The sequence below is a fragment of the Nocardia sp. NPDC058518 genome (assembly GCF_042719655.1).
Taxonomy (GTDB): Bacteria; Actinomycetota; Actinomycetes; order Mycobacteriales; family Mycobacteriaceae; genus Nocardia.
The window spans coordinates 165,960-189,614 of record NZ_JBHXNJ010000017.1 but is presented as its reverse complement, the minus strand read 5'-3'; the positions used below and the strand labels follow the sequence as shown (position 1 = coordinate 189,614).

General features: G+C 67.3%; 22 protein-coding genes. 10 read left to right on the top strand and 12 right to left on the bottom strand.

The window, feature by feature from the left end; all coding sequences use genetic code 11:
• Positions 1 to 215: 215 nt before the first annotated feature.
• The gene (gene mshD / locus ACFWPX_RS26665) at positions 216 to 1,124 is read right to left on the bottom strand and encodes a mycothiol synthase (RefSeq protein ID WP_378929997.1); all 909 of its coding nucleotides are present in this window, start codon (positions 1,122 to 1,124) and stop codon (positions 216 to 218) included.
• 27 nt (positions 1,125 to 1,151) lie between these two features.
• Positions 1,152 to 1,913: a winged-helix domain-containing protein gene (locus ACFWPX_RS26660; protein WP_378913928.1), complete on the bottom strand. Its 762-nt coding sequence runs from the start codon at positions 1,911 to 1,913 to the stop codon at positions 1,152 to 1,154.
• Positions 1,914 to 2,114: 201 nt separating this feature from the next.
• Here ACFWPX_RS26660 and ACFWPX_RS26655 point away from each other — a divergent pair, with 201 nt between their 5' ends.
• The 6 genes from ACFWPX_RS26655 to ACFWPX_RS26630 all read left to right on the top strand — a co-directional run bounded on the left by ACFWPX_RS26655 (position 2,115) and on the right by ACFWPX_RS26630 (position 6,186).
• On the top strand, positions 2,115 to 2,960 hold the full coding sequence (locus ACFWPX_RS26655) for an LmeA family phospholipid-binding protein (RefSeq protein WP_378929995.1): 846 nt from the start codon (positions 2,115 to 2,117) through the stop codon (positions 2,958 to 2,960).
• Positions 2,957 to 3,391, top strand: coding sequence for a thioredoxin family protein (locus tag ACFWPX_RS26650; RefSeq protein WP_378929993.1), 435 nt, complete (start codon positions 2,957 to 2,959; stop codon positions 3,389 to 3,391). Before ACFWPX_RS26655 ends, ACFWPX_RS26650 begins: the two co-directional genes overlap by 4 nt.
• A gap of 280 nt (positions 3,392 to 3,671) precedes the next feature.
• On the top strand, positions 3,672 to 4,139 hold the full coding sequence (locus ACFWPX_RS26645) for a DUF4395 domain-containing protein (RefSeq protein WP_378929991.1): 468 nt from the start codon (positions 3,672 to 3,674) through the stop codon (positions 4,137 to 4,139).
• 32 nt (positions 4,140 to 4,171) lie between these two features.
• Positions 4,172 to 5,005, top strand: coding sequence for a sulfurtransferase (locus ACFWPX_RS26640; protein ID WP_378913923.1), 834 nt, complete (start codon positions 4,172 to 4,174; stop codon positions 5,003 to 5,005).
• Between the two features lie 5 nt (positions 5,006 to 5,010).
• On the top strand, positions 5,011 to 5,316 hold the full coding sequence (locus ACFWPX_RS26635; RefSeq protein ID WP_056818727.1) for a DUF1416 domain-containing protein: 306 nt from the start codon (positions 5,011 to 5,013) through the stop codon (positions 5,314 to 5,316).
• 177 nt (positions 5,317 to 5,493) lie between these two features.
• Positions 5,494 to 6,186 (top strand): FABP family protein, encoded by a 693-nt coding sequence (locus ACFWPX_RS26630; RefSeq protein ID WP_378929989.1) that lies wholly within the window; start codon positions 5,494 to 5,496, stop codon positions 6,184 to 6,186.
• Positions 6,187 to 6,513: 327 nt separating this feature from the next.
• Here ACFWPX_RS26630 and ACFWPX_RS26625 read toward each other — a convergent pair whose 3' ends face one another.
• The 5 genes from ACFWPX_RS26625 to ACFWPX_RS26605 all read right to left on the bottom strand — a co-directional run bounded on the left by ACFWPX_RS26625 (position 6,514) and on the right by ACFWPX_RS26605 (position 13,541).
• Complete coding sequence (locus ACFWPX_RS26625; protein ID WP_378930023.1) at positions 6,514 to 8,112, bottom strand: ATP-binding cassette domain-containing protein; 1,599 nt, start codon at positions 8,110 to 8,112, stop codon at positions 6,514 to 6,516.
• Positions 8,113 to 8,171: 59 nt separating this feature from the next.
• Positions 8,172 to 10,004, bottom strand: coding sequence for a thiol reductant ABC exporter subunit CydD (cydD, locus tag ACFWPX_RS26620; RefSeq protein ID WP_378929987.1), 1,833 nt, complete (start codon positions 10,002 to 10,004; stop codon positions 8,172 to 8,174).
• 3 nt (positions 10,005 to 10,007) lie between these two features.
• The gene (cydB, locus tag ACFWPX_RS26615) at positions 10,008 to 11,036 is read right to left on the bottom strand and encodes a cytochrome d ubiquinol oxidase subunit II (RefSeq protein ID WP_378929985.1); all 1,029 of its coding nucleotides are present in this window, start codon (positions 11,034 to 11,036) and stop codon (positions 10,008 to 10,010) included.
• A gap of 9 nt (positions 11,037 to 11,045) precedes the next feature.
• On the bottom strand, positions 11,046 to 12,500 hold the full coding sequence (locus ACFWPX_RS26610) for a cytochrome ubiquinol oxidase subunit I (RefSeq protein ID WP_378929983.1): 1,455 nt from the start codon (positions 12,498 to 12,500) through the stop codon (positions 11,046 to 11,048).
• 135 nt (positions 12,501 to 12,635) lie between these two features.
• On the bottom strand, positions 12,636 to 13,541 hold the full coding sequence (locus ACFWPX_RS26605) for an aminodeoxychorismate lyase (RefSeq protein WP_378913916.1): 906 nt from the start codon (positions 13,539 to 13,541) through the stop codon (positions 12,636 to 12,638).
• Positions 13,542 to 13,663: 122 nt separating this feature from the next.
• On the opposite strand from ACFWPX_RS26605, the gene ACFWPX_RS26600 reads away from it, so the two are divergent.
• The 4 genes from ACFWPX_RS26600 to ACFWPX_RS26585 all read left to right on the top strand — a co-directional run bounded on the left by ACFWPX_RS26600 (position 13,664) and on the right by ACFWPX_RS26585 (position 16,832).
• Complete coding sequence (locus ACFWPX_RS26600; protein WP_378929981.1) at positions 13,664 to 14,767, top strand: YgfZ/GcvT domain-containing protein; 1,104 nt, start codon at positions 13,664 to 13,666, stop codon at positions 14,765 to 14,767.
• An 11-nt stretch (positions 14,768 to 14,778) separates the two neighbouring features.
• On the top strand, positions 14,779 to 15,447 hold the full coding sequence (locus tag ACFWPX_RS26595; RefSeq protein WP_378929979.1) for an MOSC domain-containing protein: 669 nt from the start codon (positions 14,779 to 14,781) through the stop codon (positions 15,445 to 15,447).
• Between the two features lie 31 nt (positions 15,448 to 15,478).
• Positions 15,479 to 16,429, top strand: a complete 951-nt coding sequence (locus tag ACFWPX_RS26590; protein WP_378913913.1) for an asparaginase — start codon at positions 15,479 to 15,481, stop codon at positions 16,427 to 16,429.
• A 175-nt stretch (positions 16,430 to 16,604) separates the two neighbouring features.
• A complete protein-coding gene (locus ACFWPX_RS26585; protein ID WP_266297215.1) occupies positions 16,605 to 16,832 on the top strand; it encodes a DUF3073 domain-containing protein in 228 nt (75 codons plus the stop codon).
• A gap of 292 nt (positions 16,833 to 17,124) precedes the next feature.
• Here ACFWPX_RS26585 and purM read toward each other — a convergent pair whose 3' ends face one another.
• From purM to ACFWPX_RS26560, 5 genes are all read right to left on the bottom strand, one after another.
• A complete protein-coding gene (gene purM, locus ACFWPX_RS26580; RefSeq protein ID WP_101464588.1) occupies positions 17,125 to 18,204 on the bottom strand; it encodes a phosphoribosylformylglycinamidine cyclo-ligase in 1,080 nt (359 codons plus the stop codon).
• Positions 18,205 to 18,292: 88 nt separating this feature from the next.
• Complete coding sequence (locus ACFWPX_RS26575) at positions 18,293 to 19,957, bottom strand: ABC transporter ATP-binding protein (protein WP_378929977.1); 1,665 nt, start codon at positions 19,955 to 19,957, stop codon at positions 18,293 to 18,295.
• Complete coding sequence (locus ACFWPX_RS26570) at positions 19,950 to 20,900, bottom strand: ABC transporter permease (protein ID WP_378913908.1); 951 nt, start codon at positions 20,898 to 20,900, stop codon at positions 19,950 to 19,952. Before ACFWPX_RS26570 ends, ACFWPX_RS26575 begins: the two co-directional genes overlap by 8 nt.
• Positions 20,900 to 21,940 (bottom strand): ABC transporter permease, encoded by a 1,041-nt coding sequence (locus ACFWPX_RS26565; protein WP_378914053.1) that lies wholly within the window; start codon positions 21,938 to 21,940, stop codon positions 20,900 to 20,902. The genes ACFWPX_RS26570 and ACFWPX_RS26565 overlap by 1 nt, the downstream gene beginning before the upstream one ends.
• Before the next feature lie 68 nt (positions 21,941 to 22,008).
• The gene (locus ACFWPX_RS26560; protein WP_378913906.1) at positions 22,009 to 23,616 is read right to left on the bottom strand and encodes an ABC transporter substrate-binding protein; all 1,608 of its coding nucleotides are present in this window, start codon (positions 23,614 to 23,616) and stop codon (positions 22,009 to 22,011) included.
• Positions 23,617 to 23,655: the final 39 nt, after the last annotated feature.

Below are 23,655 nucleotides of genomic sequence, written 5' to 3'. Positions count from 1 at the left end.
AATGCGCGCACCAGGCGACGACTGTGCCGCCCAGAAGTAACCTAGGGTCGCCCGGTTGACAGTTGGCCCGACGTGGGTTAACGGAGAATGAACAGCCCGGCGCGATCAATGCCGCGAATGTGACGTTAGCCCCAGTTTTACTCGCACGTACCCGGTCATCCGCGCAATATTCTCCTCGCACACCAGAATTCACCTCGGATGTGAGGTAGCTCGCATCAGGGCAGCGAGTACGCGACGTCGATGTGGGCGGGGGCGAATCCGAGCTTGGTGTAGGTGTGCACGGCGGCGGTGTTGTCGGCCTCGGTGTAGAGCAGGACCTCCGTGGATCCGGCCGCGAGCAGGTGCCGCAGACCGGCCAGGGTCAGCAGTCGGCCGAGGCCACGCCCCTGCGCGGACGGGTCGACCCCGACCACGTACACCTCACCGGCGGGGGCGGCGTCGGGATGCTGTTTGGTCCAGTGGAAACCGAGCAGGCGGCTCGGGTCGGCGGCGTCGAAGGCCAGGAAAAGACCGGCCGGTTCGAACCAGGATTCCGCGCGCCGAGCGGCGATATCGCGCTCGGTCCAGCCGCCCTGTTCGGGATGCCAGGCGAAAGCCGCGTTGTTCACCCGCAGGATTTCGAGGTCGTCGACGGGGCCCGCGTACGTGCGCAAGATGAGATCGTCCGGAAGCTCTAGTTCCGGTAGCTCCGGGGTTGCCAGTGAGCGGCGCATCTGCCACAGCTCACGGGCGGTGCTCAGTCCGAGCCCGCTCGCCAGCGCCTTGGCCGCGGGCAGGTCACCGTGCGCCCACACCCTGGCACCCGCGCCACCCTCGGCCAGCGCGGCGCGGACCAGATCCGCGCCGATGCCGGCACCACGCGCGGCGGGGTCGACGGCGACCTCGGCCATCGCGGGGTGTTCGTCATGTGCCGCAACGAGATTCGCGTAGCCGACCACCTCGCCGGCGCGCATCGCCAGCAGGTGCCTTGTCGACGGGTCGACTTCGGCGAGGGAGAGCACCGCCTGCTCGGAGACCGGGGCGACGCCGTCGGCGTCAGCCGCGCGTTCGAGCAGCGCGCGCACCCGGTGCACGGTGCCGGGCTCGACCTGATCGGTCCAGGTCAGGGTTGCTGTATCCGGCATCGCGTTCTCCTCGAAGCGTGACAGGGGCTACTGCGCGCTGCCGTTGAGTGGGGCGAAGGAGTCGTCGCCGTCGACGTCCTCGTCGACGAAGCTCACCACCTCGCCCTTGGCGGCGGCTGTCCGGGCCGGGCGCACGGCCTTGTAGCCGACGTTGCGCACGGTGCCGATCAGCGACTCGTACTCGGTGCCGAGCTTGGCGCGCAGGCGCCGCACGTGCACGTCGACGGTGCGGGTGCCGCCGAAGAAGTCGTAGCCCCAGACCTCTTGCAGCAGCTGGGCCCGGGTGAACACCCGGCCAGCGTGCTGCGCGAGGTACTTGAGCAGCTCGAATTCCTTGTAGGTGAGGTCGAGCGGGCGACCGCGCAGGCGCGCGGTGTAGGTGCCCTCGTCGATCACCAGCTCACCCAGGGTGATCTTGCCGGTGTTCTCCGGGCTGGCGACCCCACCGTTACGTCCGACCAGCAGCCGCAAGCGCGCGTCGAGCTCAGCGGGGCCGGTCCCGGGCAGCAGGATGTCGTCCAGGCCCCAGTCCGCGTTGACGGCCACCAGGCCGCCCTCGGTCAGTACCGCGACCACCGGCACCGAGGACCCGGTGCTGCCGAGCAGCCGGCACAGACCACGCGCCGCGGCCAGGTCCGTTCTGGCGTCGACCAGCGCCACATCGGCGCTACTCGCCTCCAGCAGGGACGACACCTCGGTCGGCGCGGGCCGGACGTTGTGCGCCAGTAGCGTCAACGACGGCAGGACCGCATCGGGGTTGGGGTCGGAGGTCAGTAGGAGCAGCTCCATGGGGCTCTCCTCCTATCTCGTTGCTCCGCGGACGACAGCAGCCGCGTAGCTACGTCGCCGAAACACAGGTTAAGTCGTGTGCAACATTAGCGCCTCTACCGCCACGACCTCGCAACACGGCGTCCGTTTTGTGTCGTTGGCACCCGTCCTGGTCGGACCGCGGGCCCGCGACCCGCGACACCAGCCGCTAGTGTCACAACTATGCGCAAGCTGATCATCGGGCTTCTCTGCCTGGCCGGTTTGGCGGTGGTCATCGATTTCGGCGCCGCCGCCTATTCGGAATACCACGTCTCCCGCCAACTGCGGGCAGGCGCGGATCTGTCGGCCGACCCGGAAGTGACGTTCCACGGATTCCCGTTCACCGCCCAGGCGATGAGCGGCCGCTATGACGAGGTGACCATCCGGGCCCGCGGCATGCGCCCCGATATTCCGGGCGAGATCGGTATCGAGGCCACCCTCAAGGGCCTGCACGCCCCGGCGAGCCAATTGCTCGACGGCGCGGCCCGCAATGTGCAGGTCGAACGGATCGACGCCAGGATGCGCATCGAACCCACCGAGCTCGGCAAACTCTTCGGCATCCCCGACCTGCAGGTGCACACCCGTCCCGCCGACAAGTCCGACGGCACCGGCGGTTCGGGCGGCTCCGGGATGACCACCGCGGGCGCACTCGTGCTCACCGGCACCCTGGCAACCGCCCCGAACGGCCGCGTCCTCGGCGCGGGCGTGGTCCCCACCGGCAGCAGCACCCGGGTGCCCGTGCAGGTGCAGGCCGACTTGCTGCTCGACGGCGACAAGGTCCGCATCCAGGCCACCGGCTTCTACCGCGACAGCGACAGCGGCCCCTCCGATGCGACGACCACCACCAAGTCCGAGATTCCCGAGGCCGATCGCGCGGCGGTGCTCGATCGATTCAGCCGTACCATCGATACCAAGGAGTTGCCGTTCGGTGTCGCACCGACCGAGGTGTCGGCGCTCGGCGGCCAGATCGTCGTCGAGGGTGTCGGCCGCAACGTCACCATCGACCTGGACCGATTGCAGCAACCATGATCGAGATCGTCATTCTGGCCGCCGTCATCGCGGCCGCCGTCGCGGTGGGCCTCTACCTGTCGCGCAAGCAAGGGCAGGTTCGTCCCGCCACCCTCGACCCCGAGACGCACCAGCGCACCCGCCTGCTCGGCGCCGCCGGTGTGACCGGCGAGGTCCCCGCGGTGCTGCACTTCTCCGCCGACTGGTGCGGCCCGTGTGACGCGGTCCGCCGGGTCGTCGCGGGCGTCACCGCCGAGCTGTCGGAGTCCCCGAACGCCCCGCGCGACATCGAGATCGATATCGACGCCGACCCCGCGCTGGCCCGTGAGCTCAACGTCCTTTCCCTGCCGACGACCTTCGTCTTCGACGCCGAGGGCAAGGAACGCTTCCGCATCTCCGGCGTCCCGAAGCCCGGCGACCTGCGCACCGCCCTCGAGCCCCTGACTGTGTGATCTAGCCCCGTATTCAGGGGGGCCGAGACATTCTCCGGGAAGACCGGGTAAACTACTTCTCGTGCAAACCGACCACGAGCTGATGCTCACCCGACGCCGCACAGTTGACCTGTGTCGCCTCGGTGGTTGTTGCTGCCTGTGCTGCTGAACGATCGGCCCTTTCTCTCCCGAGATTTCTGACGTCGATCTATGCCCCGCCGCGCGAGTGATCCTCTCGGATCCCCCGGCGAACAGGTAGATCCCCCTGTAAGTGCTCATATGAAGCGCAGGAGTTCGCACAATGACCGTTTCTGATTCCCTACCTCGCGTCGACGTACGCGGGCCGCGTTTCGTGGCCTGGATTACCACCGGCGTCCTGATCCTGGTGCTCCTCGTCAGTGCCGTCTCGCCCGCCGCCGCCGCGATCCTGATCGGCCTGCAGGCCGTCGTCTTCGCGATCGGCGCCGCCGCGGGCCCTGTCAAGCACCCTTACGGCAGGATCTACGCCGCGTTCGTCGCGCCGCGTAATGGTCCGCCCACCGAGACCGAGCCCGTGCCACCGCTGCGTTTCGCGCAAGCGCTCGGCTTCGTGTTCGCCGGTCTCTCCCTGCTGGGCTTCGCGCTCGGCTCCTCGATCGTCGGCGCGGTGTTCGCCGGCTTCGCCCTGTTCGCGGCGTTCTTGAACGCGGCGTTCGGGGTCTGCCTGGGTTGCCAGATCTATCCGCTGGTAGCTCGCTTCCGCCGGTCGCCTGCCCCGGCACCGAACTGACCCTCCTGCACGTCATCTCTGAAAGGAACAACATGGCTCGCTCCGATGTCCTGGTCTCCGTTGACTGGGCCGAAGAGAACCTCAACGCCCCCGGCGTCGTCTTCGTCGAGGTCGACGAGGACACCTCCGCCTACGAGGGTGGCCACATCGAAGGCGCCATCCGCCTGGACTGGAAGGACGACCTGCAGGATCACGTTCGTCGTGACTTCGTGAACCAGGAGCAGTTCTCCGACCTGCTCTCGGCGCGTGGCATCAGCAACGACGACACCGTGGTGCTCTACGGCGGCAACAACAACTGGTTCGCGGCCTACGCCTACTGGTACTTCAAGCTGTACGGCCACAACGACGTCAAGCTCGTCGACGGCGGCCGCAAGAAGTGGGAGCTCGACGGTCGTCCGCTCTCGCGTGACGCGGTCTCGCGCCCGGCCACCCAGTACAAGGCCGCCGCTCCCGACCTGACCATCCGCGCCTTCCGCGACGAGGTCATCGCGGCCATCGGCGTCAAGAACCTGGTCGACGTGCGTTCGCCCGACGAGTTCTCCGGCAAGATCCTCGCTCCCGCGCACCTGCCGCAGGAGCAGAGCCAGCGGGCCGGCCACATCCCGACCGCGATCAGCGTGCCGTGGAGCAAGGCCGCGAACGAGGACGGCACCTTCCGCAGCGACGCCGAGCTGGCCGAGCTGTACAAGGACGCGGGCCTGGACGGCGAGAAGGAAACCATCGCCTACTGCCGTATCGGCGAGCGTTCCTCGCACACCTGGTTCGTGCTGCAGGAGCTGCTCGGCCACCAGAACGTCAAGAACTACGACGGCAGCTGGACCGAATACGGTTCGCTCGTCGGCGTGCCTATCGAGTTGGGAGCGTAATCAATATGTGTGCAGCACCTACCCAGGGTCAGGCCATTCCGGCCGGCGTCGATGTGGAGAAGGAAACGGTCATCACCGGCCGTGTCCTGAGCACCGACGGCCAGCCCGTCGGCGGCGCGTTCGTGCGTCTGCTCGACGGCAACGGTGACTTCACCGCCGAGGTCGTGGCCTCGGGCACCGGTGATTTCCGCTTCTTCGCCGCGCCGGGTTCGTGGACCCTGCGCGCGCTGTCCTCGTCGGGCAACGGCTCCGCCGAGATCAGCCCCGAGGGCGCGGGCATCCACGCTGTGGATGTCGCGGTCGCGAAGTAAAGCTCACAACGGCCCTGGTAGTTCCTGTGCGGGAACTGCCAGGGCCGTTTTCGTATCTGTTGCGAGGGGTAGCTAGACTTCGGTTGTGGTCATCTTCTTCGAGGTACTCCTTGTTGCCGTGTCGATTCTCATCGGCTGGTTCGGCCTTTACGTCTTCTACCGGCTCTTCACCGAGTCATGAGCGGGCTCGCCGGCGAGGGTAACGAACAGGCCGAGCGAGCGAGTAACGAGCAAGACGCTCCGGCCGAGCGTCGTAGTGGCGACGAGGCAGTGAATGTCGCCGCTGAACGGGCGAAAGAGACCGGCGCCCGAAACATTTCGGTCCTGCCCGGTCTTCCCCTGCCCGAAGACACGGCCAATCTGCGCCTCGGCCCGGATCTGAACCACGCCATGCTGGCCCTGCTGCCGCTGGTCGGTGTGTGGCGCGGCGAGGGCGAAGGCAATCACCCCACCCAGGGCGACTACCACTTCGGCCAGCAGATCATCGTCTCCCACGACGGCGGCGACTACTTGGCCTGGGAATCGCAGACCTGGAAGCTCGACGCCGAGGGCAAGTACACCGGCCCTGACCTCCGTGAGAGCGGCTACTGGCGGGTCGGCGGTGAGGGCTCCGAGGAGCTGCTCGAATTCCTGCTCACCCACAGCAACGGCGTGATCGAGCTGTACTACGGCACGGCACGCAACCACGCCTCATGGGAACTCGCGACCGACGTCTCCATCCGCAGCACCTCCGGCGCGGTGGTCGGCGGCGCGAAACGCCTCTACGGCATCGTCGAAAACGGTGACCTCGCGTACGTGGAGGAACGAGTGGACCCCGACGGCGCCCTCGTCCCGCGCCTGTCGGCGCGGCTGGTCCGCTACATCGGCTGACATCTTCGCGAACGGCCCGTCCAGATCTCTCTGGGCGGGCCGTTTTCGTCGTGAAATGGAGCGACCCCCGAGCCTTCCGCCGCATTCTGTGAACGCGATGGTCCCGGTTGGATCATCCGGGGGCTCGGGGGTCGGGTGACTGCCTGGGATTCGCTCAGCGCACCGCTGGGGAATCTCCCGCAGTGGAGCTGCTAGCGGGCAGCCACCTCACGCATCCGTTGAACATACATTCTTCAGACCACCTCCTCTCTTGTGTACTGATGAATCTAGCTGCGCCCGGCGCGGTCGGCAATTGAATTAATTGCGGTGCTGACCTGGGCGAATGCCTCAGTTCGCCGAGGCTGCCACGGCGTGGGGATGTTCGACGCGGCACGTACCGGTGGCGTCGACGGTGACGATCGTGTCGGCTCCGTGGCCGAGCGGGAGTTGGTGGGTGACAACGACAACTGTGCGATCGGGGGCAACTAGGCCGCTGTTCGCGTCCAGGAGCTCGCGCAGGAGCTGATCGCCTTCGGCAGCGGCCAGGTGTTCGGTCGGCTCGTCGAGGAGCAGGGTGTGCGCGGGGGCGACGAGAGCGCGGGCCAGCAGGATGCGGCGGCGTTGACCACCCGATACCGCGGCCGCACCCGCGGTGAGCGAGGTGTGCACACCGTCCGGCAACGAATCCAGCCAAGGGCCGAGCCCGACTGTGCGCAGCGCGCTTTCGGCCTCATCGAGGCCGAGATCACCACGCGCCACCCGCAGATTCTCCAGAATCGAGGTACCGAACAGGTGCGCGTCCTCCGCGAAGAACGTGACCCCGTCCCGAGGCGTATCGAACAGCCCAGCCCATGCCATCAGCAACGTCGTCTTCCCTGCCCCACTCGGCCCGAGGACAACCACCCGCCGCCCTTCCGGCATCGCGATCGTGGTCGGCTTGCCACCGACCGCTGAGGGCTTCACCGAGCTGTCGCGAAGGCGATGCAGTGCGGCTCTGGCGGTGGTGAGGGTGGTCGCGGCGGCCGGGAGCGCACCGACGGCTTCGAAGGCGGACAGCGGCACCAGGACGAGGATCGCCAGGGCCATCGGGGTCATCCCGCCGGGGAGTCCGCCGGTCGGCCCGTAGGCGGCGATGCCGACCAGCAGGGCACCCAGCGCGCTGATCCCGATCGAGAGCGGGGTCGCCGCGGCCGCCCACGCGCTGCGCGACGCCGCCGAATCCTCCGCGGCCACCGCGCGGCGAGAGGCCTTGTCCGCCACCGCGAGCGCCGCATCGAGCCGGCCCGCGACGCGCAGTTCAGCGGCGTGGTCGAGCACGGTCACCGCCTCAGCGGTGAACTCCGCCCGATCGGCCCGCACCGCGCGCTCGGCCTCCCGCGCGGCCATCGCCGACAACCACGGCGCCGCGATCCCCGAAACCCCCAGCGCGACGGCCAGAATCACCGCGGCCAGTGGCGAGATGAACGCGATCAACCCCACCGCGGCGAACGACAACACCACCGCGACCGCGACCGGAACCAGCACCCGGACCACGACCGCCCCGAGGTCATCGATATCGGTGCCGATGCGCACCAGCACATCTCCGCGCCGCATCTCCCGGCCCGCCACGGTCGCATGCCGACCCGACGAGCCTGCCCGATCCCGCCACCGCCAGACATCGGACTGGGCCAGCGTGCGATACACCGAGGTCCGGGCGGTGGTCATGGCCCGCAGCGCCACATCGTGGGTGGCCAGCCGCTCCAGGTACCGGCACAACCCCCGCGAGATGCCGAGCGCCCGCACCGAGACCACCACGACGCTCAGGTCGAGCACCGGCGGCATCTGCCACGCCCGCGCGATCAACCACGCGGCCAGCGCCGCCAACCCGAGCCCGCTCCCCAACGCGGCCACGCCCCACGCGATCGCGACCGCGACCCGTGCCGGCGACAACGCGAGCATGCGCCACATTTCCCGCACGTCCCCGATGACACCGGCTGAGCGGTCCAACCGCACTTCCCGATCAGCACTCACGAGACTCGAACCTCCTGACCGATTCGTTCGGTGGCCGCAACCGCACCAGCGCCCACTTGGACGACAACATCGGCGGCCGCCAGAACCGTTGGACGGTGGGCGATGACGACGACCGTCGCACCGCCGGCGGCGAGCGTGCGCAAGGTGTCGAGCACGCGTTGCTCGCTCTCTGGATCGAGGTGGGCGGTGGGTTCGTCGAGGAGCAGGATCGGGCGGTTGGCGGCCAGGACGCGGGTCAGGGCGAGGCGCTGACGCTGGCCGAGCGAGAGGCCGGTGCCGTTCTGGCCGACAACCGTGTTCCAGCCTTCCGGCAGTTCCGCCAGGACGGAATCGAATCCTGTTGCGGCGCTGACTGCCCGAAGCTCGTCATCGGTCCGATCCGGTACGGTCCGCGCGCCGAGCAACTCGACGTTCTCGCGCAGCGTCCCGGGCACCAGCACCGGCCGCTGCGGCAGCCATGCGATGTGGCTCCACCAGCTGTCAGGGTCGAGTGCACGAACGTCGGTGCCGTCCACCAGAACCGCCCCCGCGTCGGGTTGGATTAACCCCAGAATCGCTTGCAGTGTGGTCGATTTCCCACACCCGTTGGGGCCGGTCAATACCGTCACCAGCCCCGGCGCGAGCTCGGCCGTCAGCTGATCGGGCGCGGTGCCGGTGCGCGCGGCGACAGTCACACCGCGCAAGGTGATCGTGGGTCCACCCGATGCCGTCACGGCACGACCTACCGCGTCAACTCGCTGCTGTGCGTCAACGTTCGGCTTGAGCACCGCGAATGCCCTGTCCGCCGCGGCCATCCCGTCCTGCGCGGCATGGAACTTCTCCCCCACCTGACGCAGCGGCCAGTACACCTCCGGAGCGAGGATCAGCGCCACCAGCCCGCCGTACAACGCCATCTCCCCGAACACCAGCCGCAGCCCGATCGCCACCGCGATCAACGCGACACTCAGCGTGGCAAGGCTTTCCAGCACCATCGACGACAGGAACGCCATCCGCAGCGCGCGCATGGTCCGCTGCCGCAGCGAATCACCGAGCGCCTGCACCTGATTCGCCATACTCGGCGCGTCCCCGCCTTCCCGCCCGAGCGCGCGCAAGGTGGGCATGCCCGCGAAGAGGTCGAGGATCTGGTCGGACAACCGGGTGGTCGCGGCGAGCGTCGCCTCGGCTCGCCCCTGGGTGAGCAGCCCGATGAGCACCATGAACACCGGGATCAGCGGCACCGTGATCACCGCGATCAGCGCGGAGGTCGGATCGTGCAACGCCATGACCACCAACACCACCGGCGGCACCAGGCACGCCAGCAGCAGCGCGGGGAGATAGCCCGTGAACCAGCCACGCAACCCGCTCAGGCCGTTGCCGACAACGACCGCGATCTCGGTCCGCCGCGCGTCGAGTTCCCGCGGCGGCAGTTCGGCACCGGCCCGCAGCACCGCCGTCTCGAGCTCGGCGACCACCGCGCTTCCAGCCCGATGAGCCAGCCGCGCCTGCCACCAACTCGCGAGGCCCCGCACCGCGACAGCCGTGGCGAGCACCACCAATTCCGTAGTCCACGAACTGAACTCACGCGTATTCGGATCAGTGATGACCCCGGCGAGCACCCGTCCCAGCACGATGGCGATCACCACGATCGTCGCGGTGATCACCAACGCCAGCGCGACAGCGATGACGAGGTGCGGCCGCGCCGACCGCGCGTACCGCAGTAACCGCGGATCGACCGGTCGCCGCCCTGATCGGCGTCGAGCCTGCCCCGGTCCGTCCTGCGACAAGCTTTCCGACACCACCGCGTCCGACCTTTCGCGAGCAGAACCTTCCCGGGACGAGGCCGACTCCATCGGTCAGCCTTTACCGCTCAACGGCAAACCCACCGGCGGCGGAATCTGTTCGACCCGAATCCGCTGCCGGAACACCCAATAGGTCCACCCCTGATAAATCAGCACCACCGGCGTAGCGATCAGCGCCGCCCAGCTCATCACCTTCAACGTATACGGCGTCGACGACGCGTTGTAGATGGTGAGGTCGTAGAGCGGACTGATGGTCGAGGGCAGCACATTCGGATACATCGACCCGATGATCAACACCGTCGCCGAGACAACAGTAAGCGTCGTCCCGACAAAGGCCCATCCATCACGTCCAGCACTATTGGCTACCGCGGCGAGAACAAGCCCGAGCACGGCAGTCACCAGAACGATCCAGGTCCACCCGGCGCCATAGGCGAGCTGCGTCCACAAACCGAATCCGCCGACCACCACCGCGGTGGGAATCAGCAGCAACCTGGCGATCCGCAAAGCATCCGTACGAACCTCGCCCGCGGTCTTGAGCACCAGGAACACCGCACCGTGCAGCGCGAACAGCACAGCCGTAGCCAATCCGCCGAGCAGCGCGTACGGGCTGAGCAGATCCCCCACCGACCCGACGATCTGCTTGTCCGCGTCCAACGGCACGCCACGCACCATATTCGCGAATACCCAGCCCCAGGCCATCGCCGGAATCCACGATCCGATCCCGATCCCGATATCGCACCAGGCCCGCCATTTCGGATCATTGATCTTGCCCCGGTATTCGATCGCGCACACGCGCAGAATCAACGCGACCAGCAGGAGCAGCAGCGCCAGATAGAAACCCGAGAACACGCTGGCGTACCACTCGGGAAACGCCGCGAACAACGCTCCGGCGGCGGTGATCAGCCACACCTCGTTGCCGTCCCAGACCGGCCCGATCGTATTGAGCACCACACGCCTGCGCGCGTCGGCACCCTTACCGAGAATCGGCATCAACATGCCCACACCGAAATCGAATCCTTCGAGCACGAAGTAGCCGGTGAACAGCACGCCGATCAAGATGAACCAGAACTGTTGCAGACCCATCGTCGGCTCCTAGTACGCGAAGGAAAGTTGGGGAGTGTCCGAGTCGGCCGAACTCGCCGCGTGCACCTGCGTGTCCGGCCCCTCGACGACGTATCGCCGCATCAGGTAGAACCACACCATCGCGAGCGCGCCGTAGAGCAGCGTGAACACCACCAGTGAGAACAGCACGGTCCCCACATCGTGTTCGGAGACCGCCTGCTGCACCGTCATCCGAATGTTCGGATCACCGGTCGGATTCGGCACCACCGCCCACGGCTGACGCCCCATTTCGGTGAACACCCATCCCGCGGCATTGGCCAGGAACGGCGTGGGGATCGCGAGCAGGCTCAGCCAGGCGAACCATCGCTGATTCGGCACCCGGCCACCGCGCGTCACCCAGAACCCGGCCAACAGCAGCAGCACCGACCCGCCTGCCAGCCCGATCATGGCGCGGAAGGACCAGTAGGTGACGAACAGGTTGGGCCGATAGTCACCGGGTCCGTACGCGACGTTGTAGGTCTTCTGCAGATCGACCACACCGTCGAGCGTCACCCCGGTGAACTCACCCTTGGCGAGATACGGCAGCACATAGGGCACCTCGAGTACGTGGACCACACTGTCGCAATTGTTGTGCGTGCCGACGGTGAGAACGGAGAAGTCGGGATCAGTCGCCGTGTGGCACAACGATTCCGCCGATGCCATCTTCATCGGCTGCTGTTCGAACATCAGCTTGCCTTGGATATCACCGGTGAAGATCAGCGCGACACCGGAGAGCGCGACCACCACCAGCGACGCGCGTCCCACCGGTCGCCACATTGTCCGCGCCGCTTCGAGTTTCGCGGGATCGCCACTGCGCGCGTTGCGCACCATCCACCATCCCGCGATGCCTGCCACGAAGGTGCCCGCGGTGAGAAACGCGCCGGCCACCACATGCGGAAACGCGGCCAATGCCGTGTTGTTGGTCAGCAGCGCCCAAATGCTTTCCAGCTCAGCGCGTCCGGTCTCCGGGTTGTACCGCGCGCCCACCGGATGCTGCATGAAGGAATTGGCCGCGACGATGAAGAAGGCCGAAGCGTTCACGCCGATGGCGACGATCCAGATCGTCGCCAAGTGCACCAGCTTCGGCAGCCGGGTCCACCCGAAGATCCACAATCCGATGAACGTCGACTCCATGAAGAAGGCGATCAGCGCTTCCAAAGCCAGTGGCGCACCGAAGACGTCGCCGATGAAGCGGGAGTATTCGCTCCAGTTCATCCCGAACTGGAATTCCTGCACGATGCCCGTCGCGACCCCGAGGGCGAAGTTGATCAGGAACAGCTTGCCGAAGAATTTGGTCAGCCGGTACCAGCGTTCATTGCCCGTGACCACCCAGGCGGTCTGCATCATCGCGATCAGCGGAGCGAGACCGATGGTCAGTGGAACGAACAGAAAGTGGTAGACGGTCGTGATCCCGAACTGCCACCGGGAGACATCAAGGGTGTCCATCCGACCTCCACCGATCTACTACGACAACTTGTAGTAGATCGTACGCCGGGATTCACCTCACTCGAGCGTGACAACCGCCACGGCGCGCGGAAACCCTTTCCGCAGGGGCACGCCCACCCGTGCCCCACACACGGATCACCAGTCTCCGATGGTCCCCGGCCGTTCGATGCCGAGGTCGACCATGTCGATGATCTCCTGAGCATTGTCGGGGGCCGACATGCGCACACCGTCGAGCTGGTTCACTCGGGCGGCGAGGGTGATGCTCGACAGCAGCCAGATGCTGTCACAGTCGAAAAGGTCTGCGGTGAACAGCGTCTGGTACTTGCACGTCCAGCCGGACTTCTCCGCCACGTTGAACAGGGCCCGCTGCGTGACACCGGGCAGCACACCGCTCTTCGCGGGCACCGTGATGAGTTCCTTGCCGCGTGCGATCACCACCGACGAGCGCGGTCCCTCCAGGACCTTGTGTTCGGTGCTGTGGAAGATCACGTCCTCGGCGCCCATGCGCCGCGCGAACCGCAGCGCGGCCATATTGGTCGCGTACGACAGCGTCTTCGCGCCGAGCAGCTGCCACGGCGCCGCCTGCGCCAGGTCGACCGAGATGCCGCGCGCCAGCGACATCACCTTCACGCCCTCCGCGCGCGCCGTCGCGACCCGAGCGGGCACCGGGGAGACGAGCACATACGCGGTGGGCTGCGGATCCTCCGGCGCCAGTTCCGAGCGCGGCGCGTCGAATTCCGAGTCGCGACCGCGGGTGTAGATCAGCCGCAACATTCCTTCCTCTTCGGATCCCCATTCCTTCACGGCCAGTTCCACCGCGGTGCGCCATCTCGACAGACCCGGCTCCGGTAGTTCCAGCGCTTGCGCCGAACGACGCAGCCGCGCCAGGTGAAATTCCAGCGCGGTGGCCGTGCCGCCGCGCACCAAAATAGTTTCGAATACTCCATCGCCGCGAAGTGCGCCGATGTCGTCGGCATAAAGCGACGGCACGTTCGCGTCAGCGACCGTCCCGTCGAGTGTCACAAGAACCCGATCTCCCATGTGCCGAGCGTAGGCGTTATCGCTCTGTTATGCCTACGGCTGGATCGAATCGAGCTCGCGACGCGCGCCGTGAGGATGCCCAGGTTCAGCGCGTGTCGGCAGACGCGCCTACAGTGGGTGTCGTGTCACAGGTCGTCGTCCCCAGTCCTGTTCTCCATACGCCGGGTGCCGTCGCGGGTGCTCCCGACACTCCGGACGCCGCGGTCGCCTGGCATTACGGTGACCCGTTCGGAGAACAGAAGGCTGCCGCGGAGCGGGTCGCGGTCGTGGATCGCTCCCATCGCAGCCTCGCGACGATCACCGGCGCCGAACGCCTGAGCTGGCTGCACACCATCACCAGCCAGCACATCGCCGCGCTGCCCGACGCGCACAGCGCCGAGACGCTCGACCTCGATCTCAACGGCCGCATCCTCAATCACTTCGTCCTCACCGACCTCGACGGCACCCTGTGGCTCGATACCGAGGCCGACCGCGGCGCCGAGCTGCTGGCGTTCCTGAAGAAGATGGTGTTCTGGGCCGACGCCAAACCCGAGGCCGCCCCCGATCACGCCGTGCTGAGCCTGCTGGGCCCCCGAGTGGACACCCTGCTCGACGCGCTGGGCATCGCACAGCTGCCGGAGACCTACGTCGTCGCGGCGCTGCCCGGTGGTGGATTCCTGCGGCGGATGCCGGACTCCTTCGACCTGATCGTCCCCCGGACCGAGCTGTCGGCCTGGTGGACCAGGCTCACCGAGGCCGGGGCCGCCCCGGCGGGCATGTGGGCCTACGAGGCGCTGCGAGTGGCCGCGCTGAGGCCCCGCATCGGCGTCGACACCGACGATCGCACGATCCCGCACGAGACCCGCTGGATCGGCGGCATCGAGGAGCACGGGGCCGTCCACCTGAACAAGGGGTGCTACCGCGGGCAGGAAACCGTCGCCCGGGTCCACAACCTCGGCAAGCCCCCGCGCAATCTCGTGCTCCTGCACCTCGACGGCTCGGCCGACGAGCGCCCGTCGACCGGTGACGACGTGACCGCGGGTGGCCGCACCGTCGGCCGCCTCGGCACCGTCATCGACCACTACGAACTCGGCCCGATCGCCCTGGCCCTGGTCAAGCGTTCGGTCCCCGCGGGCACCGAACTCGTGGTCGGCAGCATGGCCGCCGCCATCGACCCCGACTCGATCCCCGCCGACGACACCGAGCAGGCGGGGCGCGCCGCCGTCAACCGGTTGCGCGGGCGATGAACCGTCCGGCCATGCGCGTGGGCGATACCGGCCGCGTCGAGGCCGTGTGCGTCGTGCACGCCGAGATCGAGGTCCGCACGCGCGTCGGCCGCACCGCCATCGACAAGCGTCCGGTCGATGGCCGCGTAGCCGTGGCCGCACTCGGCCTTGCCGGTGACCACGTCTGCGACACCGCCAACCACGGCGGCCTCGACCAGGCCGTCTACGCCTACGCCGAGGAGGACGCCCACCGCTGGGCAGGCGAACTCGACCGCGAACTACCCGCGGGCTGGTTCGGCGAGAACCTGCGCCTGACCGGCCTCCCGGTCAGCGACGCGGTACTCGGCGCGCACTGGGCGATCGGCGACACCCTCCTCGAGGTGAGCGCGCCCCGCGTGCCCTGCGCGACCTTCCAGCAGTGGTCCGGCGAACCGCGCTGGGTGAAACGCTTCGCCCTGCGATCCGACACCGGCGCCTACTTCCGGGTGCTCACCGAGGGCACGATCGGCGCGGGCGACGAAGTCCGCGTGGTCCACGTCCCCGAACACGGCATCACCGTGCGCGATCTGTTCACCGGCGCCGACCCCGCCCGCCTCGAACGCCTGCGCGCGGAGGAACCGACCATCTCCGCCGATGTGCACATGCAGATCGACCGCCACACCCGCTCCCGCACCGGCATCACCGTGGAGGTCCGGGGATGAACGGTCCGCAGGTCAGCACGGAGGTCAGCGAATGAGTGTCGAATTGGTCGAAGTCGTCCGCTCCGGTTTCCGTGAGTGCGTGCACCGCGGATCCGTCGTGATCCTCGACGCCTTCGGCACCCCCACCCTCGAACTCGGCGAGATCCACGGCCCGATCTTCCCGCGCTCCACCAACAAGCCGATGCAGGCACTGGCCCTGCTACGCAACGGTTTCGACCCCGTCGACGACGACGAACTCGCTATCGCCACCGCCTCCCACTTCGGTGAACCCGACCACATCGCACTCGTCCGTCGCCTGCTCGACCGCTTCGGCTGCACCGCCGCGGACCTCGCGTGCCCACCCGACCTGCCGTTCGAGGAAAAGGCCCGCGCCGCCGCGATCACCGGCGAAGGCCCGAGCCCGCTGTACATGAACTGCTCCGGCAAACACGCCGCGATGCTGGCGACCTGCGCGATCAACGACTGGCCGCGCACCGGATATCTCGAGATCGAGCACCCACTCCAGCAAGCGGTCCTGGCCACCGTCGCCGACGTCACCGGCGAACCGGAGACCGATCTGGGCATCGACGGCTGCGGCCTGCCGATCGTGCCCGTCTCGCTGATCAACCTCGCGCGCGCCTTCGCCGGCTTCACCACGGCCGAATCCGGCACCGCGCCGCGCCGGATCGCCGATGCCGTTCGGGCGAATCCACGAGTGATTTCCGGCACGAGCGGGCCGGATCTGCTGGCCATGTCGGCGACCCCTGGACTGTTCTGCAAGATCGGCGCCGACGGCGTCCACGCGGGTGCGCTACCCGACGGAAGGGCCTTCGCGTACAAGATCGAAGACGGTCACGATCGGGCCCGGATGCCGCTGACGCTGGCGATTCTGCGCGAACTCGGCGTCGAGTGGACCGATCAGCACACTCAGCTCGCGGCCACCGCGGTGTTCGGCGGCGACGCCAGAGTCGGCGTGATCCGGGCGATCCCGGGAGTCATCTGAGACCGGGCAGTCTGGGCGAAGAAGGGGCAAACCGGGGCGCTTCGACAGGTCTTCACCCACTCCTGGGAGCGCGACGGTCTGACACACGCTAAAGTGTCTGTCAGGAAGAGTATTAATTCGAACGGGGCCGCCAACAAACCCCAGGCCGCCCCGCAGTGACGCGAGGGGGTCAGCCATGGGCCGTGGCCGGGCTAAGGCAAAGCAGACCAAAGTCGCACGTGAGCTCAAGTACAGCTCCGCGCCGACCGACTTCGCGAGCCTTCAGCGCGAGCTGTCGGATAGCGATGCTCCGCCCTACTCCCAACCAAGGAGTGGTGCAGTGCTGTCCGATGAGCATGATGCGGACGAGTCGCCGTCTCGTTGGAACGACGAGGACGACGGCTACGACAGCTGGCGCCGCTGACCTGACAGCGACGAAGGGGGAGGCCTGCTGGCCTCCCCCTTCCAGCCGTTCTCAGGTGAGTGACGACAGGCTCGCAGTAGCAGTTACGGCGAATACCTGAATACGCGACGAGCGTCCTGTGCATGCACAGGACGCTCGTCGTGTTCGCTCGCCCCGAGGCCCCGACCACCCCGAGCCGCCGCGCAGACTCTCCGGGTAGGGGTTAACCGATCGGTGGCCGGAACAAACCCCCGCAACGCAGCTGAGCCGGGTCGCGGCGATCGCGACCCGGCTCAGTGGTGGTTGTCGTTGCTCAGAACCTGGGGTGGTCGCCCAGCAGCACCGCACGCGGCGCTTCGACATCGGCGGCCTTCTTGACCTGACCCAGCGTCCAGCAGTCGATGTGGCGGGCGGTGAGCACCGCCAGCGCACGATCGGCGTCCTCGGGCGCCACGATCGCGACCATGCCGACGCCCATGTTGAACGTCTTCTCCATCTCGATGCGCTCCACGCGTCCACGCTGGGCGATCATCTTGAACACCGGTGCCGGGTTCCAAGTGCCACGATCCAGCTCGGCCACCAGGCCCGCGGGCAGCACGCGCGCCAGGTTGGCGGCCAGGCCACCACCGGTGACGTGCGAGAACGTGCGCACGTCGGTTTCGGCGATCAGCGCGAGGCAGTCCTTGGCGTAGATGCGGGTCGGCTCGAGCAGTTCCTCACCGAGGGTGCGGCCGAACTCCTCGACGTAGCCGGTGAGCGACATCCGGTCGATGTCGAGCAGCACCTTGCGCGCCAGGCTGTAGCCGTTGGAGTGCAGACCCGACGACCCCATCGCGATGACGACGTCGCCAGGGCGCACCCGGTCGGGGCCGAGGACCGCGTCGGCCTCGACGACACCGACGCCGGTGGCGGACAGGTCGTAGTCATCGGGATCCATCAGGCCCGGGTGCTCGGCGGTCTCGCCACCGAGCAGTGCGCAACCGGCCTTGATGCAACCCTCGGCGATGCCGGAGACCAGCTCGGCGACCTTCTCCGGGATGACCTTGCCGATGGCGATGTAGTCCTGCAGGAACAGCGGCTCTGCGCCACACACCACCAGGTCGTCGACGACCATGGCGACCAGATCCAGCCCGACGGTGTCGTGCTTGTCCAGCGCCTGGGCGACGGCGATCTTGGTGCCCACGCCGTCGGTGGAGGCGGCGAGCAGCGGTTCCCGGTATCCGCCCTTGAGCGCGAACAGCCCGGCGAAGCCGCCGATACCGCCCTGCACCTCGGGTCGGCTGGCCTTCCTGGCCAATGGTCCGAACAATTCGACGGCGCGGTCACCGGCTTCGATGCTCACGCCTGCCGCAGCGTAGGAAGCGCCTGCACCGCTGGGTGTCTGTTCAGTCATTGTGGGGGAAAGCTCCAAACCGAATCGGCGGATAGATGCCTAGTAACTCTAAGTGATCCGCCAGTCCGGGTGTCGTGCGGCTCCTAGGTCATTGTTCCAGCTCCGTGGCGAATGTGGCGGCGATCTCGGCGCGGCGGCGCCGCTGTTGGACCGGGTCGGGGACCGGAACGGCGGCGACGAGGCGGCGGGTGTACTCGTGTTGCGGGTTGCGCAGGATCTGTTCGTTGTCGCCTTCCTCGACGCAGGATCCCTCGCGCAGGACCATGATCCGGTCCGCCAGCTGGTCGACGACGGCGAGGTCGTGGCTGATGAACAGACACGCCCAACCGCAACCACGCTGCAACTCGGCGAACAGCTCGAGCACCGCCGCCTGCACCGACACATCCAGCGCACTGGTCGGCTCGTCGGCCACGAGCAGATCCGGGTCGAGCACGAGTGCCCGCGCCAGACTCGCCCGCTGACGCTGCCCACCGGACAGTTCGTGCGGATATCGGTTCTCGGTGCCCGCGGGCAGCTGCACGTCGTCGAGCATGTGCCTGACCCGCTCGCGAATGCTCGCCTTGTCGCCGATGCCGTGCACCACGAGCGGTTCGGCGACGCATTCGCCGACGGTCAGGCGCGGATTGAGCGAACCCGCCGGGTCCTGGAACACGAACCCGAACCGCCGCCGGATCGGCCGCAGTTTGCGCTGGGACAGCTCCGCGATGTCCTGCCCGCGAATCAGCACGTGCCCCTCGCTCGGCCGCTGTAGCGCGGCCACACAGCGCCCGATGGTCGACTTTCCCGACCCCGACTCGCCGACCAGCCCCAGGGTCTCCCCCGGCCTGATCTGCAAGCTGACGCCGTCGACGGCACGGAAAGCGGGCCGCCCGAACGGCCCGGGGAACGTGACGACCAGATCCTTCACATCGAGCACCGGCTCGACGGTCCGGTCGATCGCGGGCCGCTCGATGGTCGCCGCACCCAGATGCGGAACGGCATCGAGCAGCGCCTTGGTGTAGTCGGCCTTCGGACTCGCGAACAGCTCGTGCACCGGCGCCTGTTCGACCACCTCGCCCGCGCGCATCACCACCACCCGGTCGGCCAGGTCGGCGACGACACCCATGTTGTGGGTGATCAGCACGATCGCGCTGCCGAGCCGATCACGCAGATCCCGCAGCAGTTCCAGGATCTCGGCCTGCACGGTGACATCGAGCGCGGTGGTCGGCTCGTCGGCGATGATCACCTTCGGCTCACACGAGATGGCGATCGCGATCATCACCCGCTGCTTCTGCCCGCCGGAGAGCTGATGCGGGTAGTAGTCCACCCGGTGCTCGGGGTCGGGCAGCCCGACCGTGCGCAGCAGCTCGATCGCCTTGGCCTTGGCGGCTTTCCGGCTCATCCCGCTGTGCGCGCGCAGCGCTTCACAGATCTGGAACCCGACCGTGAACAGCGGGTCGAGCGCCCGCGCCGGTTCCTGGAACACCATCGACACCTCGCCACCGCGCAGTGCGGTGAGCTGACGTTCGGTCATCGAGGTGACCGGCCGATCGCCGATGGTGACCAGCCCGCGCACCGAAGCCGAATGCGGCAGCAGCCCGATCGCGGTGCGCGAACTCACCGACTTGCCCGACCCGGACTCGCCGACGATGGCGAGCACCTCACCGGGGAACACCTCGTAGGACACATTGCGCACCGCGTTCACGGGGCCGCTGTCGGTCGAAAAGGTGACCGAAAGGCCCGAAACGGCCAGTGCGGCAGTCTTCTCACTCATCGACTGTTTCCTTGTCTGCCGAGGTGACCGCACGCCTGGTGCGCAGCAGCGGGTTCAATGTTTCGTCGAGGCTCTCGCCGACCAGCGTCATCCCGAGCACCACCAGCACGATCGCGGTTCCGGGGAAGATCGAGGTCCACCAGATGCCGTTGGAGACATCGTTGAGCGCTTTGTTCAGGTCGTATCCCCACTCGGCGGCCTGGGTCGGCTCGATGCCGAATCCGAGGAAACCGAGGGCGGCGAGGGTGAGGATGGCGTCCGCGGCGTTGATCGTGACGATCACCGGCAGCGAGCCGGTGACGTTGGACAGGATGTGCCGGAACATGATTCGCGTCGTCGACGCGCCGGTCACCCTGGCGGCATCCACGTACGGCTCGGTCTTCACCGCGACCGTCGCGTTGCGCACCACCCGGAAGTACTGCGGCACATAGACAACCGTGATCGCGATGGCCGCCGACAGCATGCCGCCGAGACTGCTCGACGTACCACCGGCGACGACGATCGACACCACGATGGCCAGCAGCAGCGACGGGAACGCGTAGATGGCGTCCATGATCAGCACCAGCGTCTTGTCGACCCAGCGCCCCACATACCCCGACAGCAGGCCCAGCGGCACGCCGATCAGCAGCGACAGCGTCACCGAGATCGCGATCACCAGCAGCGCGGTGCGCGCACCGAACAGCACCCGCGAGAGCACGTCCTCGCTCCGCACCGAAGTACCGAACCAGTGCTCGGCCGAGGGACCCTGCTGCGGCACGAAAGCCACACCGTCAGCGGTGTTCTGGGCCAGCCCGTAGGGCGCGAGCAACGGCGCGAACGCCGCAACGAACACGAACACCCCGACCAGCACCAGCCCGGTGATGAGGGTGACCCGTTGCAGACCAGCGGTTTTCGACAACAGCTCGGCGCCGGGCAGACGCCGCCGTTTCACAGCGGTGCTCATCAGAACCTCACCCTCGGGTCGATCAGCGCGACGATGGCGTCCACGACGAAGCTCATCACCGCGACGACCAGCGCGATGAACGCCACGATGCCCTGCACCGCGATGAAGTCGCGCGCCCGCAGATACTCGGCGAGCTGATAGCCCAACCCTTTCCATTCGAACGTGGTCTCGGTGAGCACCGCGCCGCCGAGCATCATCGCGATGCACATGCCCATCACCGTGATGATCGGGATCAGCGCGTTGCGCACCGCGTGCCTGCCGGTGACCACCCGCGTGGACAACCCGCGCGCCCGCGCCGCCTCGACGAAATCGCTGCGCAGCGTCTGGATCAGGTTCACCCGCACCAGCCGCAGGAAGATGCCGCCGGTGAGCAGGCCGAGCGCCACCGCGGGCAGCACCGCGTGTTCGAGTACGTCGAGCACATAGGACGGTTCGCCGTAGAGGATCGAATCGATGATCAGGATGTTCGTCTTCGGCGAAACATGTTGTAGCGCGAGCTCTACATCCGTGCTTGCCCGCCCGCCGACCGGGAACCAGCCAAGCCACACCGAGAAGATCAGTTTGAGCAGCATGCCGACGAAGAACACCGGCGCCGCGTAGGCCAGCACCGCGGCGAACCGCAGGAACGCGTCCGAGGGCGTATCCCGGTGTGTCGCCGCGTATCTGCCCAGCGGAACGCCGACGGCGAACGCGACGAGCAGGCCCCAGAACACGAGTTCGAAGGTGGCGGCACCGTAGGTGATCACCACCTCGCTGATCTGCTGGTTGTCCTGGGTCCGTCCGAAGTCACCGTGCAGAAAGCCGGTGATGTACTCCCAATATTGGGTCAGGATAGGGCGATTGAGCCCAGCCGCTTCCTTGCGTTCCTCGATCTGGTCCTGGGTCAGCCTGCCACCCATGGCCGCGCTGATCGGGTCACCGATCACCCGCATCAGGAAGAACACCACTGTCACCAGCAACCACGCGGTGGGCAGAATCAGCAACAGCCGAATCAGCAGGTACCGCAGCAAAGCCACCTGGCGGGAACCCCCGCCGCGCATCCACCCGAAACGCCGCGCCCGAATCGGTGATCCGGGCGCAGCGGCAACGTCACTCACTTGCCCGTCGCCTACTTACTCAGGACCGTGAACCGGAACTTGAAGGAGCCGTCGAGGGTCTGATCGACACCGTTGACGCCCGGCTTCGACACCGCGACCTGCTTACCCGAGAGCAGCGGCAGGGTCGGCAGGTAGTTCTGCGCCAGATCGGTCTGGATCTTCTTCAGCAACTCGGTCCGCTTGGTCGGGTCGGACTCGGTGGCCTCGGCGGTGAGCTGGGCGTTGATGCCGGGGTTCTCGAAGTGCGACTGCAGGAAGTTGTTCGGGCCGAAGAACGGCGTCAGGTAGTTGTCGGCGTCCGGGAAGTCGGGGAACCAGCCGAACTGGTACATCGGGTAACCGTCGGAGGCGCGCTCCTTCTGGTAGGTCACCCACTCGGTGGACTGCAGGTTCACCTTGAACAGGCCGGAGGCCTCGAGCTGGGACTTGACCGCCGCGTACTCCTCCGAGGAGCTGGAGCCGTAGTGGTCGGGGTTGTACTGCAGGTTCAGCGTCACCGGGGTGGCGACGCCCGCGTCGGCGAGGAACTTCGCGGCAGCGGCCTTGTCCGGCTTGGCGCCGTAGAGATCCTTGAGCGGCTCGGCCGAACCGGCCATGCCGGCGGGCACGTAGCCGAAGGCGGGCTGGTAGGTGCCCTTGTAGACGCCGGCGGCCAGCGCCTCGCGATCGACCGACGACGCGAATGCCTTGCGTACGGCCAGCTTCTGCTCCGGCGTGTTGCCCGGCATGGTGTTCATGTTGAACACGACGTAGCGCAGCTCGCCGCCGGGGCCGTCGGTGACCTTCACCTTGGAATCGGCTCGCAGGGAGTCGATATCGGTGGGGGTGAACGAGCGGTAGCCGACGTCGATGGCGCCGTTCTGCAGGTCCAGCTTCAGGTTGTCGGAGGTGGCGTAGTACTTGGTCGACACCGTGGTGTTCTTCGGCGTGCCGAGGATGCCCTGGTAGTCGGGGTTGGCCTGGTACTCCACCAGCTTGTTCTTGTCGTAGCTGCTGATCGTGTACGGGCCGGAGTAACCCTTGGCGGCGACGACCTCGTCGTCGGTGGCGACCTTGTCGGCCGGGAAGACCTTCTCGTCCACGATCGGGCCTGCCTGGGTCGGCAGGATCGTCGGGAAGGTCTGATCATTGGCGACCTTCAGGGTGAACGCGACGGTGAGATCGTCGATCACATCGGTCTTGTCGAGATTGCCCAGCAGCGACGCGGGACCGTGCGGATCGTTGATCTTCACCATCCGGTCGAAGGAGAACTTCACGCTCTTGGCGGTCAACGGGTTACCGCTGGCGAATTTCAGCCCGGACTTGATCTTGCAGGTGTATACCGTGGGAGTGGTGAATTCGCACTTTTCCGCCGCATCGGGCTTGGGCGTGGTATCGCCCGGCGCGAAGTTCAGCAGATACGAATAGATCTGGTTCTCCACCAGCAGCGAACCGTTGTCGTACGCCGCGGCGGGATCGAGCGAGAAGATCTTGTCGGTGGTGCCGACGACCAGGCCCGCACCGGAGCCCGCTTCATCGGTACGGCCAGAGCCGCAACCGGCCAGCGCGGCGGCGACAGCAGCGGTAATACCCACTGCGGCAATTTGTTTCGCGCGCGTACTTCGTGCCTTGTTCAACATCAGGTCCCATTCTCGAACGCCGCGCAGCCGCCGCACCCG